The organism is Pseudarthrobacter sp. MDT1-40-2 (assembly GCF_059383595.1).
In genome coordinates this window covers 67076-82453 of sequence record NZ_JBWZCL010000003.1, presented here as the reverse complement: position 1 = coordinate 82453, position 15378 = coordinate 67076, and the positions used below count along the sequence as shown (strand labels likewise).

Sequence of the window (15378 nt, the reverse complement as noted above, 5' to 3'; positions counted from 1 at the left end):
CCCAATTTTACCCGCTAGCTGCGTACCACGGATTCAGCCTGCGCCTTGGCAACCTTGCTGACAGTGGACCAAACTTCCGGATTGTTAGCGGTTGCCGCCTTGACGGCATTCGGCACCAGGTGAAGGTTGGCCGCGGACAGCGCGAGCTCCTCGGCGTCGGGCTCGGGAACGAGTTGGCCCTTGGACAGCACAGTGATGCCGGAGTCCGTGACCTTGAAGCCGCGGGCCCGGTCAAGGGCGGGATCCAGTCCGATCGCTGCCCCTGCGGGGATCTTGACGTTTTTGTCGATGATGGCGCGCTTGACCACGGCGCCGGGACCGACGATCACATTGTCCATGAGCACCGAGTCCAGCACGCGGGTGGCCTTGTCGACATACACGTCGTTGGAAAGGACAGAGCCTTCCACCACTCCGCCGGAAACCACTACGCCGCTGGAGACGATCGAGTCAAGCGCGGTGCCCACAGTATTGTCTTCGCCGCGGACAAACTTTGCCGGCGGCGAGATGCTCTGCCGGGTGTAGATGGGCCACGCCGAGTTGTAGAGGTTGAACACGGGCAGCGGTGAGATGAGATCCATGTGCGCGTCATAGAACGAATCGATAGTGCCGACATCGCGCCAGTATGTGCGGTCCCGTTCGGTGGAGCCCGGGATTTCATTCAGGGTGAAGTCGTACACGCCCGCTTCGCCGTTGTTGACGAAGTAGGGGATGATGTCGCCGCCCATGTCGTGTTTCGTATCCAGACGCTCGGCATCCACATGGAGTGCTGCAACCAACGCGTCAGCGTCGAAGACGTAGTTGCCCATGGACGCAAGGAACTGGGTGGGGTCTGCTTCCAAACCCGGGGTGGTGGCGGGCTTTTCAACGAAGGCCGCAATCTTCCCGGCGTCGTTGGGATCAACTTCAATGACGCCGAACTGGTCGGCCATGTGCAGCGGCTGGCGGACGGCAGCTACCGTGGCCTTGGCTCCGCTGGCAACGTGCTGATCCACCATCTGGGCGAAGTCCATCCGGTAGACGTGGTCCGCTCCCACCACCACCACAATGTCCGGGTTGGCGTCACGGATCAGGTTCAGGGACTGGTAGATAGCGTTCGCACTGCCCAGGAACCAGCTCTTGCCCACCCGCTGCTGGGCCGGTACCGAGGCGATGTAGTTGCCCAGCTGGGTGGACATCCGCCAGGTCTCGGAGATGTGGCGGTCAAGGCTGTGGGACTTGTACTGGGTCAACACAACGATCTGCAGGTAGCGCGAATTCACCAGGTTTGACAGTGCGAAGTCGATCAGGCGGTAACTGCCGGCGAACGGCACGGCCGGTTTGGCTCTGTCTGCCGTCAGCGGCATCAGGCGGTTCCCCTCACCACCAGCCAGGACAATAGCCAAAACTTTCTTGATAGCCATGATGGAACTCCCTGCACGTCTTCGTTTCTCCCCAACAGCCCAGAGGACCCGGATTCCTTCACACTAGAACAGTTCCCGCCGAAGGACTACCTTGGGTACCGTGCGAATAGACATTGTGACTAAAGAGTTCCCGCCGGAGATCTACGGCGGCGCCGGCGTCCATGTGGCGGAATTGGCCAGGGTGTTGAGCAAACACGTTGACCTGCGGGTCCGTGCCTTCGGGGCACCCCGCGATTCCGACTATCACGGGGCGGAGGTCACCTCCTACGCGGTCCCTGAAGACCTGGCCGGCGCCAATGCAGCTGTCCAGACCCTCGGCGTCGACCTTCGGATTGTTCCTGATGTGGCAGGAGCTGACCTGGTCCACTCGCACACGTGGTACGCAAACATGGCGGGCCATCTGGCGTCCCTGCTCCACGGCATCCCGCACGTGCTGAGCGCGCACAGCCTCGAGCCGTTACGCCCCTGGAAGGCTGAGCAGCTTGGCGGCGGCTATGCGCTGTCGTCGTGGGTGGAGAAGACAGCCTACGAAGCAGCGGCCGCCATCATCGCGGTCTCGGAAGGTATGCGCCAGGACATCCTCCGCAGCTACCCGGAGGTGGATCCGGCGAAGGTCCGGGTAGTCCACAATGGAGTAGACGTTGAACTCTGGTCCAGGGATGAAAACGACGACGCCGTCAGGGCCCTGGGCATTGATCCGGACCTTCCCAGCGTGGTTTTCGTAGGGCGGAACACCCGGCAGAAGGGGGTTCCCTACCTGTTGCGGGCTGCCGCCCAACTGCCGCCGGACGTGCAGCTCGTGCTGTGCCTGGGGGCAGCGGACACACCCGAACTCGCCGCGGAGACTGCCCGTCTGATTGCCGAGCTGCAGAGCCAGCGGACCGGCGTCGTCCTCATTGAACGGATGCTGCCCCGTCACGAACTCATCCAGGTCCTCAGCCACGCCACCGCCTTTGCCTGCCCGTCCATTTACGAGCCCCTGGGAATTGTGAACCTCGAGGCCATGGCCTGTGGGGCGGCTGTGGTGGCCAGTGCCACCGGCGGCATACCGGAAGTAGTGGACCATGGCGTTACCGGCCTGCTGGTGGAGCTGGAGCAGATGACCGACGGCACCGGTACCCCTCTGGATCCGGAAAAGTTCGTTCGCCAGTTTGCCGAGGCGCTGGTGGAGGTTGTCAACGATCCCGCGCGGGCCCGCGCTATGGGTGAGGCGGGCCGCCGTCGGGCCGAGGAGCATTTCTCCTGGCAGACCATCACCGAGACAACCCTGGATGTCTACCGGTCGGTGTTGCGCTGAGCCCAGCGCAGCACCGGCCGGGGTCTCCTGTTACCGCTGTGGTTTGCCTGCAGCTGCCTTCCGCGCCAACAGAACCTTCTCTTCAACGGGCGCCGTTCCGCTGGCGCGTTGCGCCCGGAAATAGGCGCGTGCCTCGTCCTGGCGGATTCTCTCCGCGCCGGTGGCGATCGCAGCCCGCAGGTGGTCCGGGCCGTACCCGAACGCGTCCACCAGGTCAATCGCGTGGGGCCGGATCTTGACCAGCAGCCTGTTGATGTAATCGCCAACGGTGCGTGCCCGCTGCATGGACAGCCGGCCGTTCATCAAATACCAGGACAGGTTTTTCTCGATCAGGGAAAGCCCAAAGAGGTCGCGGACCCAGGTCAGGATCTTACGGGTGCCCGGGTCCTGCACCTCGGCGAGGGCTTCGGTGAAGGCCTCCCACTGAAGCAACTCCGCATGGGCGTGTGCGGCATCGATCAACTCGTCCTGATGCAGGTTGAACACGGCAGCAGCTTTGTCCTGGGGCAGTCGACTGGCGCCCTTGAGGGCCGATCCGGCCTCGGCCACCATGGTCTGCACGCGGTCGGTGAGCAGCGCCCGCTGGCTGTCTTCGTCGCGCAGGGCGAGTGCCGCCTTTTGAACCAGTCCGGTGTCCGCAACAAACTGCGCTACCTGCCGCAGCCCTGTGCGGTGGATGGCGGCGCCGGCCGCCTGCCCAACCACGTAGCGGGCCAACACCCCGACATCCACGTTGCGGAACTCGCGCGCATAGTCGGAGAGCAGGCGTTTGGCCACCAGTTGGAGCAGTACTGTGTTGTCGCCCTCAAATGTCGCGTACACATCCAGGTCGGCGCGCAGCGAGGCAAAACGGTTCTCGATCAGGAAACCGGCACCGCCGCACGCCTCGCGACATTCCTGGAGGGTGTCCAGGGCATGCCAGGTGCTTAGAGGCTTAAGGGCAGCGGCCAGGGTCTCAAGGTCCTGGCGGTCTTCGTCGGAGTCGTGCGCACCGGAAAAGACGTCGTCGAACTTCCGCAGGAGCTGTTCGTGCGCGAAGCTCGCCGCGTAGGTGGTGGCCAGCCGGGTGAAGAGCCGGCGCTGGTGGCGCTGGTAATCGAGCAGGACCTCCTCTTCTGTGTGTGAAGAGGCGTTGAACTGCCGGCGTTCGCTGGCGTATTGGATTGCTGTCTTGAGGGCGAGCTTCGATGCTGCCACGGCCGCACCGTCCAGCGACACCCTGCCCTGCACAAGGGTGCCGAGCATGGTGAAGAACCTGCGTCCCGGACTGGATATGGGCGAGGTGTAAGTGCCGTCAGCGTCGACGTTGCCGTAGCGGTTCAGGAGGTTGGTGCGGGGAATCCTGACGGCCGTAAAGTGCAGCCGGCCGTTGTCGATCCCGTTGAGCCCGCCCTTGACGCCGTCGTCCTCACCGCCCACACCAGGCAGGAACTTCCTGGTGTCCGGGTCCCGAAGATCAACGTAGAACGCATGGACGCCGTGGTTGACGCCCCTGGTGACCAGCTGGGCAAACACCACCGCGCCGAGGCCGTCGTTGGCGGCATTGCCGATGTAATCCTTCCAGGCGGCTCGGAAGGGGGTATTGATGACGAACTCTTCGGCGGCCTCGTCATAGGTGGCAGTCGTAGCGATGCTCGCAACGTCGGACCCATGCCCGGTCTCGGTCATGGCGAAGCAGCCGGGAATATCTAGGTTCATAATGCCGGGAAGCCACTTGGCATGATGTTCGGCAGTGCCCAGGTGCATAACGGCCGAGCCAAAGAGGCCCCACTGCACTCCGGCTTTGATCTGCAGCGACGGATCAGCCGTGACCAGTTCCTCGAAGCCGGCTACGTTGCCGCCGTGGTCATCGTTGCCGCCGAGTGCTGCCGGAAAGGCCCTGTGGACCGCGCCATGGTCCACCAGGAACTTCAGCTGGTCAAACGTCCGGGAGCGGTGGTCCAGGTGCGTCTGACCCTCGATCTTGTGCAATTCCGGACGGGCTGCGAGGTTCCGTGCCTGCCGGCGGATATCAGCCCATTTGCCAAGCAGCTGCTCGCCGAGGGCGGCAACATCGACGGCTGCTACATCGGCGGCGGGAGCGGACTGGCTGCGGGCAGGGGAGCCGGGAGCGGTGCTGACGCGAGGGGCCACGACTTCTGTCATTGGAATTATCCTTCGTTGCTGGGGGAGGTCTTTACGGGCGGCGGGCCATTTATTCAACGGCTTGTCCTTCAGTTCCTTATTCAATGGCCGCAGGATCCATTTCCGGAGCGATGCCGACGCACAGCCAGGCAGTGATTTGCCGGGCCATGGCTTCCTGTGCCGGCTTGCCCGGTGCCGGAGGGGAATTGAGCCACAGTTCACCGGCGTTGCGGACCAGGCCGATTGCGGCTGTGGGCCAATAGCCCAGGACGGCATCCCGAGCCGGCTCCACCTTGAGGTGGGTCCGCATGGGCCTTGCGATCATGTCCCTGATGGCGTCGAAGAAGTGGCCCAGGGCCCCCGCTGTGGCCAGTGTTTGCGGTGTCCCTGCGTCGGCGCCCGCGTTCTGGGTGACAAAGGCATAGACATGGGGACTGGTTTCGGCCATCTGGAGGTAGGCGGAAACCATTGCGAAAAGTCCTTGCCTGGGCGTCTGGGCACTTTGCGCTGCTTCTGCGATCTTTCGCTGCATCTGCAGCAGCACAACCTCACCTACGGCTTGCTGCAGCCCCGCTTTGTCCCCGAAGTACCTGTAGAACACGGACTTCGATGTGCCGGCGGCGGCAGCGATCTCGTCCATGGAGGCATCGCTGCCCAGGGCGTGCACGGCCTTCCTGGCCGCCTTAATCAGTTCGCGGCGGCGTTCCTCGCGGTGGCTCTGCCAGCGTGTGGCACGGCCATCGGGGATCTCCGTGGAAATTGTGTTCACGATACCCAGCGTATCAGGTACGCTGGGTACTGGTAACCCAGCCAAGTAGAGGAGACACTCCCATGTCCGTAGAAGGACTCTCACCCGCCCCCGCGTCCGGACTCCGTCAGGCAGTGATCGTTGGCGGGAACCGGATTCCCTTTGCCCGCTCCGGCGGTGCCTACACGAAGTCCTCCAACCAGGACATGCTGACGGCCGCCCTGGATGGGCTTATTGCCCGCTTTGGCCTGCAGAACGAGCGGATTGGCCACGTCGCCGCCGGTGCAGTGCTGAAGCATTCCAGAGACTTCAACCTGACCCGCGAGGCCGTCCTGGGCTCGGCCCTTTCGGCCGAAACCCCGGCTTACGACGTGCAGGAAGCCTGCGCCACCGGCCTTGAGACGGTGTTGGGACTGGCCAACAAAATCAAGCTCGGTCAGATTGAATCCGCCATCGCCGGTGGCGTCGACTCCGCTTCTGATGCCCCCATAGCCGTCAGTGAGGGCCTGCGCTCGGTACTGCTGGACCTCAACCGGGCCAAGACTCTGCCGCAGCGCCTGCAGGTGCTGAGCCGCCTGAGGCCAAAGGACCTGGCACCTGACGCGCCAGGAACGGGTGAGCCCAGGACCGGCCTGTCCATGGGCGAGCATCAGGCACTCACCACTGCCCAATGGAAGATCAGCCGGGAAGCCCAGGACGAGTTGGCCCTCAACAGCCACCGCAACATGGCTGCTGCCTACGACGCAGGATTCTTCGACGACCTGATCACGCCCTACCGGGGCTTGAGCAAGGATTCAAATCTCCGCCCGGACACCAGCATGGAAAAGCTGTCGTCCCTCAAGCCCGTGTTCGGCCGCAACCTCGGCGCCGAGGCAACGATGACCGCCGGCAATTCCACTCCTCTGACAGACGGTGCCTCCACCGTATTGCTGGCCTCTGCGGAGTGGGCCGACGCTCACGGCTTGCCCAAGCTCGCCACGGTTGTGGACGGTGAAGCGGCGGCGGTGGACTTCGTGCACGGCAAAGACGGCCTCCTGATGGCGCCCGCCTTTGCCGTACCCCGCTTGCTGGCCCGCAACGGCCTCACCTTGGATGACATGGACTTCGTCGAAATTCACGAGGCTTTCGCCGGTACCGTGCTCACCACCCTGGCCGCCTGGGAAGACGAGGATTTCGGCCGTGACCGCTTGGGCCTCGATGGGGCCTTCGGCAAGGTGGACCGGAGCCGCCTTAACGTTCATGGCTCATCGCTGGCCGCCGGGCACCCCTTCGCCGCCACGGGTGGCCGCATCGTGGCGTCGCTGGCCAAGATGCTGGCCGCCAAGGGAACTGTCGAAGGGCGCCCCGCCCGCGGCCTGGTCTCCATCTGTGCAGCAGGCGGCCAGGGCGTCGTCGCACTACTGGAAGCAGCGTAGGGGGACTGATGACTGACAAGTACACCAAATTCGTCAGCCATGGCACCGGGCGGGACTTTGCCCGGAGACTGGGCCTGCCACAGCCCGTGGAGCTCAGGCGCTACAGGCCGGGCCAGCCGCTGGTGGAAGGGCCAGTGCTGGTGGAGGGAACCGGAGAAGGGGGCGAAGACCTTGCATCGACTTTGCTGGGCTGGGGACTCGATGTCCGCCGTCATGCCGTTCCCAAAGAAAAGCTGGGCGCCATCATCCTGGTACTGGACAGCATTTCCTCCCCGGCCGACCTTGAGAAGCCCGTTCTTGCTGCCGGGGCTGCGCTCCGCGACCTGGCACGCAATGGCCGCGTGGTCACACTGTCCAGAAGCCCTGTCGACTCGGGTGGTCCGGCTGAGGCCGCGGCGCGGCAGGCAGTTGACGGCTTTGTTCGGTCGCTGGCCAAGGAACTGCGCTCGGGTGCAACCGCAAACGGCATCCTCCTCGCCGCCGAAGCCGCTGCCACCAGCCCGGCTGCCCTCGGAGCTCTGCGCTTCTATCTGTCCGGCCGTTCGGCATTCGTGGATGGTCAGTTCCTGACGGTGTCCACAGCGGACGGTTCCCTGCCTGAGGACTTCGATCAGCCGCTTGCAGGGAAGGTGGCCGTCGTCACCGGGGCTGCCCGCGGAATCGGCGCAGCCATCGCACGTACTCTCTCCCGTGACGGTGCCACTGTAGTGGCCGTCGACCTGCCTGCAGCAGGCGAGCAGCTTGCCCGGGTGGTGAATAGTATCCGGGGCACGGCGCTGCAGCTGGACATCACCAGTGATGACGCCGGCAGCCGGATCCTGGAGCACGCGATTGGCCGGCATGGCCACCTTGACGTTGTCGTCCACAACGCCGGCATCACCAGGGACAAGCTGTTGGCCAACATGGACGAGGCAAAGTGGAGCTCGGTGATCAATATCAACATCGCAGCCCAACTGAGGATCAACGAAGTGCTGCTGGCATCGAAGGAGTTCCAGAATTCGCCCAGGATCGTCTCTGTAGCCTCCACCAGCGGCATCGCCGGCAACCGTGGCCAGACGAACTACGCAGCATCTAAAGGCGCCGTGATCGGTATGGTGCGTGGAACAGCGCCGCTGCTGGCTTCGGCTGGCGGCACCATCAATGCTGTGGCCCCAGGCTTCATCGAAACAGAGATGACGGCGCGGATGCCCTTCGCTACCCGCGAAGTAGCCCGGCGCCTGAACTCCCTGCAGCAGGCCGGCCAGCCGGTCGACGTCGCCGAGGCCATTGCTTTCCTGGCCAGTGACGCAGCCGGCGGAATCACCGGCGACGTGCTCAGGGTGTGCGGACAGAACCTGGTGGGGGCATGAGTACCCCCGGGAACGTAGTGTTGGCCGAACTGCCATCGCTGTCCAGGCTTTATGTCAACGCGGCTGCCATGGCCGCAAGACGCAGGCTGGGCGGCAGTAACGGCGCCGTGCGTCTGCCTGGCGAGCAGCACGAGGTTCGGAACGTCCGGTGCGACGTTGAGACCCTGACGTCGTTCCAGCACCTTCTGGGCGAGCCGGCCAGTGACGTGCTGCCGGCCGGCTTTGTCCACGCCATGGCATTTCCGGTGGCCATGAGCGTCCTGGCCCGCGACGACTTCCCGCTGCCCCTGCTGGGCATGATCCACCTGCAGAACGTCATCGAACAATACCTTTCCATCAGGTTCGATGAACCCGTGGACATCACAGCCGGTGTGCAGGGTCTGCGAGGCCATCGGGCGGGAACCCAAGTGGACGTCGTGGCGGAAGTCCGCGGCACCTCGGACGGTATCCTCCGCTGGACGGGCACATCTACGTATCTTGCCAAGGGGGTGTATTTGCCCGCAGTAGACAAGATTGCCCAGGGGCAGGCGAAGGAGGACTTTGTGCCGCCCAACCCTACGGCGCTCTGGCAGCTGGGAGTGGAAACAGGGCGCAGTTATGCCGCCGTTTCCGGTGACTACAATCCGATCCACCTCAGCATGCTGTCCGCCAAAGCCCTGGGTATGCCGCGTTCCATCGCCCACGGCATGTATCTGGCTTCCCGGGCGCTCGCCGATATTGGAGTTCCGAGGGAGGCGCCTTTCAAATGGGAGGTCGCCTTTGAGGCTCCTGTCTACCTGCCGGCTAAAGTAGCCCTGGAAATCACCACGGAAACACCGGACGACGGCGGATGGCAACGGTCTGCGTTTGTCGCCTGGAATCCCCGGTCCGGACGCCGTCATTTCAGTGGAGTTGTGGGCAGGCTCTAGGATGCGGGCCGCGCAGCCCTAAGTATCCGGTGGAGGCTGAGGAGAATGGACTTCGTGGCGGTCACTGCCGAATCACCGGGCTCCCGCGCTGCAGGTGCTGCCATGCACGCCTGCACCGCGGCCTCGGCCTCAGCAAAGAGCTCGCGCTGCCTTTGGGGGTCTTCTCCACGGAAGGAGGAGAGGAGTTCACCCGTTGCCAGCACGGCTTCGGCCAGGGGACCGCTTTCTGCATAAGGCACCGTGTAAGGCGCGTCTTCTTCCCAAATAACGTCGGCCAGCACCTCGGTCATATCCTGGACGTGGAACGTCACCCGTTCGAGTTCCCTCAGATTCCGGTAGTCGAGGTCCACGTCCCGGGGATGAAGTTTCCGGCGCGGGTTGGCCCGGCGGCTTTCATCCGCTTCCTGCACCAGATGACGGACGGTCCTGGCCGCCGCGGCAAGCTCGTCAGAGCGCCTGGCCCAATCCTCGTCTTCGGGTGGCCACTTCTCCTTCAGCGCCTGGCCCATATCAGTGAGCTGTCTGCCCAACGCCGTCCGAAGCTCATCCAGGCTGGCAGCGGCCGCACTCAAATGCAGCGGTGGGAAGATGAGGAAGTTCACTGCAATGCCCACCACCACTCCGGCGCCCATTTGGATGAGGTAGCCGAAGGAAAAGTCGTTCGGGTTGTTTCCGCCTACCAGCAGTACCAGCAGTGCCGCCGTCGGAATCCAGTCCCGGCCCGATTCCATCCGCGGAAGTCCGCCCAGGATGACGCCCAGGCCCATCACGATCGCTACGGTCAGCGGGGACGGATCACCAAGATTGACCAGCATGAAGGCCAGTACCACGCCCAGGGCCAGCCCTACCAGCGCCTGCAGGCCCTGCCTGACTGAACCCGCAACATTGTGGTACATCGCTACGAGTGCGCCGAGCGGCGCGTAGTACGGGTAGTCCGCGGCCGAACCGGGCATCAGCGGGGCGACCGCGAAAGCAAGGCCGGCGGCCAAGGCAGCCTTGGCCGCCAGTTGCAGCCGATACAGGCTGAACGCATCGGAAACACCTGTCACTGCCCGCCTCAGGAACCCGGCCGCCCTGGCACCGCGGTCGTGTGGTTCGCTATCACGCATCCGCCCACACTAGGTGCCAGCGAAGGCCGGTACAAGACGGCGCCCCTCGGATCAGGGCTGCAGGGCCTTAGCCGGCAGGAGCCAAGGAGAGGTGCCAAGCGGCCCGGCGGGCCGCCGCTGCCAGCAGATGCGCCCGTCCCTGCGTCCGGCCCTCTTCGGCCCGCTGGGGAATGTAACCAAAGGACAAACCGTAGGCGGGATCTGCAAAACCAAGGGCAGCGTTGGCTCCTTCATGGCCGAAAGCACGATGGCTCCCGAAATTGCGCGATGGATGCGGCTTCATGAATACGACGGCAAACGCGTTGTCCAGCCCTGAACTCCGATCCAGGCCCCATACCTGTTCCTCGGTCACGACGCCGAGGGTGTTTTGGTCAAGCGCCGGGGCCAGCAGGCCTGATTGCGCCTCGACGCCGGTCGTTACAGCAGCATAGGCACGGGCCAGGCCATCAGCGGACCCCACGCCACCGGCTGCACTCATCCCACCGGCTCGGACTTCGCGGCGGTTGGGGAGTTCCATAACACTGCTGACGGCGCTATTGGAGTTAAGGCCCTCGAAACTGAGGGGATCCACCCACTGATCTCCGGCGTCGTAGAGTACATCGCGGTACCTGGGTTCCTCATCTTTTGGAAGTCCCAGGAAGAAGTCCAGCGCGTAGGGAATCCGAAGCAGTTCATCGTAATTGTGCTGAAGGGAGAACCCGGTGATACGACGGCAGAGTTCTTCCATCATGATGCCTATGGTCAGCGCGTGGTATCCAAAAGCCTTGCCGGGCCGCCACAGCGGTGCCACTGAAGCAAGCATGGCTGCAGCCTCCGCCGTGTGGATACGGTCCAGCGGGATGCCGCCGGGAACGCCTAAAACACCCGCCTGATGCGACAAGGCCTCCCGGACCAAAACGGCGCCCTTCCCGCTTTGGGCAAACTCCGGCCAATAATGAGCCATCGGCAGGTCAAGATCGAGGGCACCGTCCTGGACCATGAGGGCGATAACCATTCCGGCAATACCTTTGGAGCATGAGTACGCGCCGGTGATCGAGTCACTGGTGATGTTCGGGCCCCCATCCAGGTGCACCACCCGGCGGCCGTGGTGATAAACAGCAACCTGGGCGCTGTACTCGGGATCGTCCGCCAGGAACGATTCGAAGAGTTCCTGAACCGCTGAGAATTCGGGCAGGGCTGTGCCTCTGGAAGTGCGCATGGCCCAAGACTATAGCCAGGAGGGCGGCAGGAAGAAAGCGTTTTCGGCCTAACCGTCTGCGCCGTGGCCGGCGGCCACCTTTTCATTTGGGGCGACCGGGCCCGGGGGAGTGCCGTCACCGAACGGACGCCCGCCCAGTTCCTCCCGGCCGTGGGGTGACAGCCAGGTGCCGGGCTCCGGCCCCAGGGGGACTATTCCTGCAGGGTTGATGTCCTCATGGACGATGTAATAATGCTGCTTGATCTGGACGAAATCGGTGGTGTCCCCAAAACCGGGTGTCTGGAAAAGGTCCCGTGCGTAGGCCCACAGCACAGGCATCTCGCTAAGCTTCTGCCTGTTGCACTTGAAGTGGCCGTGATACACGGCGTCGAAGCGGGCCAGCGTTGTGAAGAGCCGGACATCGGCCTCGGTGATGGTATCCCCTACGAGGAAACGTTGGCCGGCGAGCCGTTCCTCCAACCAGTCCATAGCGGCCCACAACCGTGAATACGCGGCGTCATAAGCTGCCTGGGACCCAGCGAATCCGCAACGGTACACGCCGTTATTCACCTCCGTGAAAATGCGCTTATTGACGGCGTCAATTTCACCGCGGAGGTGCTCCGGGTACAACTGCGGAGCCCCCGGGCGGTGGAAATCGGTCCATTCAGTGGAAAAGTCCAGGGTGATCTGGGGAAAGTTGTTGGTGACGACGGCACCGCTGGCGATGTCAACAATGGCCGGAACCGTGATTCCCCGCGGGTAATCCGGGAAACGCCGGAAGTACGACTCCTGCAGGCGTTCGATGCCGAGCACGGGATCCACTCCTCCCGGGTCAAGGTCGAAGGTCCAGGAACGCACGTCATGGGTGGGGCCGGGCTGGCCCAGCGAGATGGCGTCTTCCAGGCCAAGCAACCTGCGCACGATGACCGCCCTGTTGGCCCAGGGGCACGCCCGTGCGGCGATAAGCCGGTATTTGCCCGGTTCGACCTTCCAACCGGGCTCACCGTTGTCGCCGGGACGGCCATCACGGGTAATGCGGTCTTCGATGTAGTTGGTGTCGCGGTTGAACTCTTCACCGCCGGTGACATAGGCGCCACGGGTGCTGTATTCGGCTACGGCATTATTCTGGCTGCTGTCATTCATCCGTCCAGCCTATGCTCCGCGGAGGGTGACTGCAGCAGCCGGCAACCAGGCTATGTACCAGGACGCGCAGATGATGACCGCAAAAAGCAGGATCCACAACAGCGCAGGAACGCCCGTTGCCCGGTGCAGCAGGTGAGCGTCGGACGTTCGCAACAAGGTGCGGCGGTGCATATGAAGATGGATGAGGTTTCCGAGGGCGCGAACGGAGCCCACCAAGAGCACGAGCCCCAGGACAACCGCGACGTAGCCGGTCGACACTGCAGGTGCCAGCAGGACGATTCCCAAGCCAAGTGCCGCCGTCGTAAGGGTGATGGCCGCCCCGGCGACGTTGCGGATGAACAGCAGGGACGCCAGGACTACAGCGCTGGCGACGGCGATCGCGGCGCTGCCCCAGCCTGCGAAACCGCACGTAACGAAGGCAGCACCAGCAACAGCCGGCGTCGGGTAGCCCCAGAACCCTGACCATACTGCCGGCCAGCGCCCCCGGCTGAGGGACGTCGTGGTGCCCGAATGATCGCCCCTGAGGACAATGCTGTGCAGGCGCTGCCCGCTCATCAACGCCGCGAACGCATGGCCCAGTTCGTGAACCACAGTGGTCAACAGGCCCACGTACCGCCAGCTGCCGCGGGGCAGGGACAGCGCGGCGACGACCGCAAGGATCAGCAGAACAACGCCCGGACTGAACTCAGGTGCAGGCCCTTGGGCGAAGGCCGCCAGCAGCCGATCACCCGGGGTTTGCGGCGGGACTAGCTGCAGGATGCTGAGAAGGTGCTGGTGGCCTCTGCGTAAGCTTCTGAGAGCTCCGTCAAAACGTCCTCGTTGGGCTCTGCCTTGGAGGCCTCATCGGTGTATTCGATGATGGAGGCGAGAGCCGGCTTCAGCTCATCCGACGCCACCGTTTCGATGGGGCGGATCTGGTTGGCCAGCTGCGTGGCGCCGGTCTTTCCCACGTTGTTGCCCGGGTTTGCCAGCACGGTCTGCACCCGCTCGCAGGTTTCCTTCGTGCTCAGCTGCGTGGTGGCTGTACAGGCGCTGGCGCTCAGCACAAGTCCGGCGGCAAATACGGCCGTGGTGATTTTCTTCATGATTCCCTCACACGTTGATTGACATTCGATTGTAGACAGAAGATTCTGTACGTCGATGCCGGAACATGCCTGCCAAGGCTGATGCCGTGCCCGGACATGGCAAAAGGCTGGCCGGGCGTGCTGCCGGCCAGCCTTCAGTAGAGCCTTTAGAGGGGCTGGATGTTCTCCGCCTGGGGCCCCTTGGGGCCCTGTACGACGTCGAACTGAACCTTCTGGTTCTCTTCGAGGGACCGGTAACCGCTGGACGCGATTGCGGAATAGTGTGCGAACACGTCAGCGCTTCCGTCGTCGGGGGCGATGAATCCGAAGCCCTTTTCGGCGTTGAACCACTTGACAGTACCTTGAGCCATGCTGTTTTCCTTCACGGGTCGCGAGTCGGTTCCGCTTGTCGGATTACCGTCCCCGCCACTCACAGAACGAGCCTATGTGCCATAAGCTGCCGGGGCAAGGGATTGCGTCACGAATGTGCAACGTTCCCGACTGCGCGACGTGTGAGCGGATGATCTCTACTGCTGTTCGAGAATCCTTTTCGCATCGTGCTGGGCATCTACGGCGGTTTGGTCCACCAGCTGGCCGGTTAGGTGACCAGCAGCGGCGATCAGTTCCCGTACTTCCGGGACGGATCTTGGTGTGCCGACGCCCAGGTGGGCCACGGTGTGGCAGTTGGCGCACAGGGGAACGAGATCGGTGACCGGGTCCAGCTGGTATCCGGGGCCAAGCTGCGAAACCGGAACTACATGATGGACGTGGATGAAATCTTTGCCCACCTCGCCATAATGGATCTCGAAAGAGAACCCGCACGCCGCACAGACGGTTCCATGGAAAGCCAGGCAAACGCGCCGGGCCTCCGGGCTCCGTTCATACCGGTTGACTTCTACACGGGCGATGGAGCTTTCGGGATAGGTTCCCGGAACCAGGCTGATCGGGTCACCGTTAGCCTTGGGGCCCTCGTCCTGCCACAGACGCCTCAGGTTCGCCTCTTCAGCAGGAGGAACGGACCTCTCCGAACCGCGGAAACTGCTCCAGGGAATCCCCGGTGCCGCCTCGGCGAGGACGTCCCAGGGGAGCTGTGAGCCAAGGGGCAGCAGGGCGTCGAACGTCACACTGACGAACCGCAGTGTCTCGTGCGGATCGGAATAATGGCTGGACCCGTATGTCTCAGAGGTCACGATGCCATGTCCGATGAGGCCCCGGCCATGCTCGCTTCTACCCTGCAGAAACAGCCATGCCTCGCTGCCGGGCAGAATGCTGCGTCGCCTGCCGACCCTCCATCGCTCCCGGACCTGGCCGGTTTCGCTAACCTGTCGCACGACTGCGTCGTAATTCCAGGCATTCCAACGATCAGGATTCCACCCGAGAATGATGGCTGTCATAGGTCCTATTGCACCACGCTGCCGGTTTCGGGTGCGCGCCGCAGGGAATGTCTTAGTGCCAGGGGAAAGAACCGGGCGGACGTGGTGTAGGACAGAAAAAACCCCTGGAATCCTTGGATTCCAGGGGTTTCTACTTGTGCGCGGAGGGGGACTTGAACCCCCACCCCCTTTCGAGGACTAGCACCTCAAGCTAGCGCGTCTGCCATTCCGCCACCCGCGCAGGTGGTAATTCGGACAACGATTTTGCTTT

At 63.5% G+C, this 15378-nt stretch carries 14 protein-coding genes and 1 tRNA gene; 4 read left to right on the top strand and 11 right to left on the bottom strand.

Translation table 11 applies throughout. From position 1 onward, the window contains the following. Positions 1 to 14: 14 nt before the first annotated feature. Positions 15 to 1400 (bottom strand): glucose-1-phosphate adenylyltransferase, encoded by a 1386-nt coding sequence (gene glgC, locus AC50X5_RS11055; protein WP_494976158.1) that lies wholly within the window; start codon positions 1398 to 1400, stop codon positions 15 to 17. Positions 1401 to 1500: 100 nt separating this feature from the next. On the opposite strand from glgC, the gene glgA reads away from it, so the two are divergent. After that, positions 1501 to 2697 carry a glycogen synthase gene (glgA, locus tag AC50X5_RS11050; RefSeq protein WP_494976157.1) on the top strand — a complete coding sequence of 399 codons (1197 nt, stop codon included), beginning with the start codon at positions 1501 to 1503 and terminating at the stop codon, positions 2695 to 2697. A 30-nt stretch (positions 2698 to 2727) separates the two neighbouring features. Here glgA and AC50X5_RS11045 read toward each other — a convergent pair whose 3' ends face one another. Both AC50X5_RS11045 and AC50X5_RS11040 read right to left on the bottom strand, forming a co-directional pair. Further along, positions 2728 to 4842: an acyl-CoA dehydrogenase family protein gene (locus tag AC50X5_RS11045; protein ID WP_494976156.1), complete on the bottom strand. Its 2115-nt coding sequence runs from the start codon at positions 4840 to 4842 to the stop codon at positions 2728 to 2730. A gap of 76 nt (positions 4843 to 4918) precedes the next feature. Then, positions 4919 to 5590, bottom strand: a complete 672-nt coding sequence (locus tag AC50X5_RS11040) for a TetR/AcrR family transcriptional regulator (RefSeq protein ID WP_494976155.1) — start codon at positions 5588 to 5590, stop codon at positions 4919 to 4921. A gap of 62 nt (positions 5591 to 5652) precedes the next feature. Here AC50X5_RS11040 and AC50X5_RS11035 point away from each other — a divergent pair, with 62 nt between their 5' ends. The 3 genes from AC50X5_RS11035 to AC50X5_RS11025 are packed head-to-tail and all read left to right on the top strand — an operon-like array spanning position 5653 to position 9241. Further along, on the top strand, positions 5653 to 6984 hold the full coding sequence (locus AC50X5_RS11035; protein WP_493985520.1) for an acetyl-CoA C-acetyltransferase: 1332 nt from the start codon (positions 5653 to 5655) through the stop codon (positions 6982 to 6984). A gap of 8 nt (positions 6985 to 6992) precedes the next feature. Continuing rightward, on the top strand, positions 6993 to 8333 hold the full coding sequence (locus AC50X5_RS11030) for a 3-oxoacyl-ACP reductase (RefSeq protein WP_494976154.1): 1341 nt from the start codon (positions 6993 to 6995) through the stop codon (positions 8331 to 8333). Next, on the top strand, positions 8330 to 9241 hold the full coding sequence (locus tag AC50X5_RS11025) for a MaoC family dehydratase (protein WP_494976153.1): 912 nt from the start codon (positions 8330 to 8332) through the stop codon (positions 9239 to 9241). The genes AC50X5_RS11030 and AC50X5_RS11025 overlap by 4 nt, the downstream gene beginning before the upstream one ends. Here AC50X5_RS11025 and AC50X5_RS11020 read toward each other — a convergent pair. The 8 genes from AC50X5_RS11020 to AC50X5_RS10985 all read right to left on the bottom strand — a co-directional run bounded on the left by AC50X5_RS11020 (position 9238) and on the right by AC50X5_RS10985 (position 15348). After that, positions 9238 to 10350 (bottom strand): FUSC family protein, encoded by a 1113-nt coding sequence (locus AC50X5_RS11020; protein ID WP_494976152.1) that lies wholly within the window; start codon positions 10348 to 10350, stop codon positions 9238 to 9240. The two genes, AC50X5_RS11025 and AC50X5_RS11020, sit on opposite strands and share 4 nt — an antisense overlap. Before the next feature lie 67 nt (positions 10351 to 10417). Further along, complete coding sequence (locus AC50X5_RS11015; protein ID WP_494976151.1) at positions 10418 to 11548, bottom strand: serine hydrolase domain-containing protein; 1131 nt, start codon at positions 11546 to 11548, stop codon at positions 10418 to 10420. A gap of 48 nt (positions 11549 to 11596) precedes the next feature. Next, positions 11597 to 12670, bottom strand: coding sequence for a glutathione S-transferase family protein (locus tag AC50X5_RS11010; RefSeq protein WP_494976150.1), 1074 nt, complete (start codon positions 12668 to 12670; stop codon positions 11597 to 11599). Positions 12671 to 12679: 9 nt separating this feature from the next. After that, positions 12680 to 13387: a M50 family metallopeptidase gene (locus tag AC50X5_RS11005; protein WP_494976390.1), complete on the bottom strand. Its 708-nt coding sequence runs from the start codon at positions 13385 to 13387 to the stop codon at positions 12680 to 12682. A 29-nt stretch (positions 13388 to 13416) separates the two neighbouring features. After that, on the bottom strand, positions 13417 to 13755 hold the full coding sequence (locus AC50X5_RS11000; RefSeq protein ID WP_494976149.1) for a hypothetical protein: 339 nt from the start codon (positions 13753 to 13755) through the stop codon (positions 13417 to 13419). A 146-nt stretch (positions 13756 to 13901) separates the two neighbouring features. Then, a complete protein-coding gene (locus AC50X5_RS10995) occupies positions 13902 to 14105 on the bottom strand; it encodes a cold-shock protein (protein ID WP_463937778.1) in 204 nt (67 codons plus the stop codon). Between the two features lie 156 nt (positions 14106 to 14261). Beyond that, positions 14262 to 14924, bottom strand: a complete 663-nt coding sequence (locus AC50X5_RS10990; protein WP_494976148.1) for an HNH endonuclease — start codon at positions 14922 to 14924, stop codon at positions 14262 to 14264. 341 nt (positions 14925 to 15265) lie between these two features. Continuing rightward, positions 15266 to 15348, bottom strand: a tRNA-Leu gene (locus tag AC50X5_RS10985). Between the last annotated feature and the right edge of the window lie 30 nt (positions 15349 to 15378).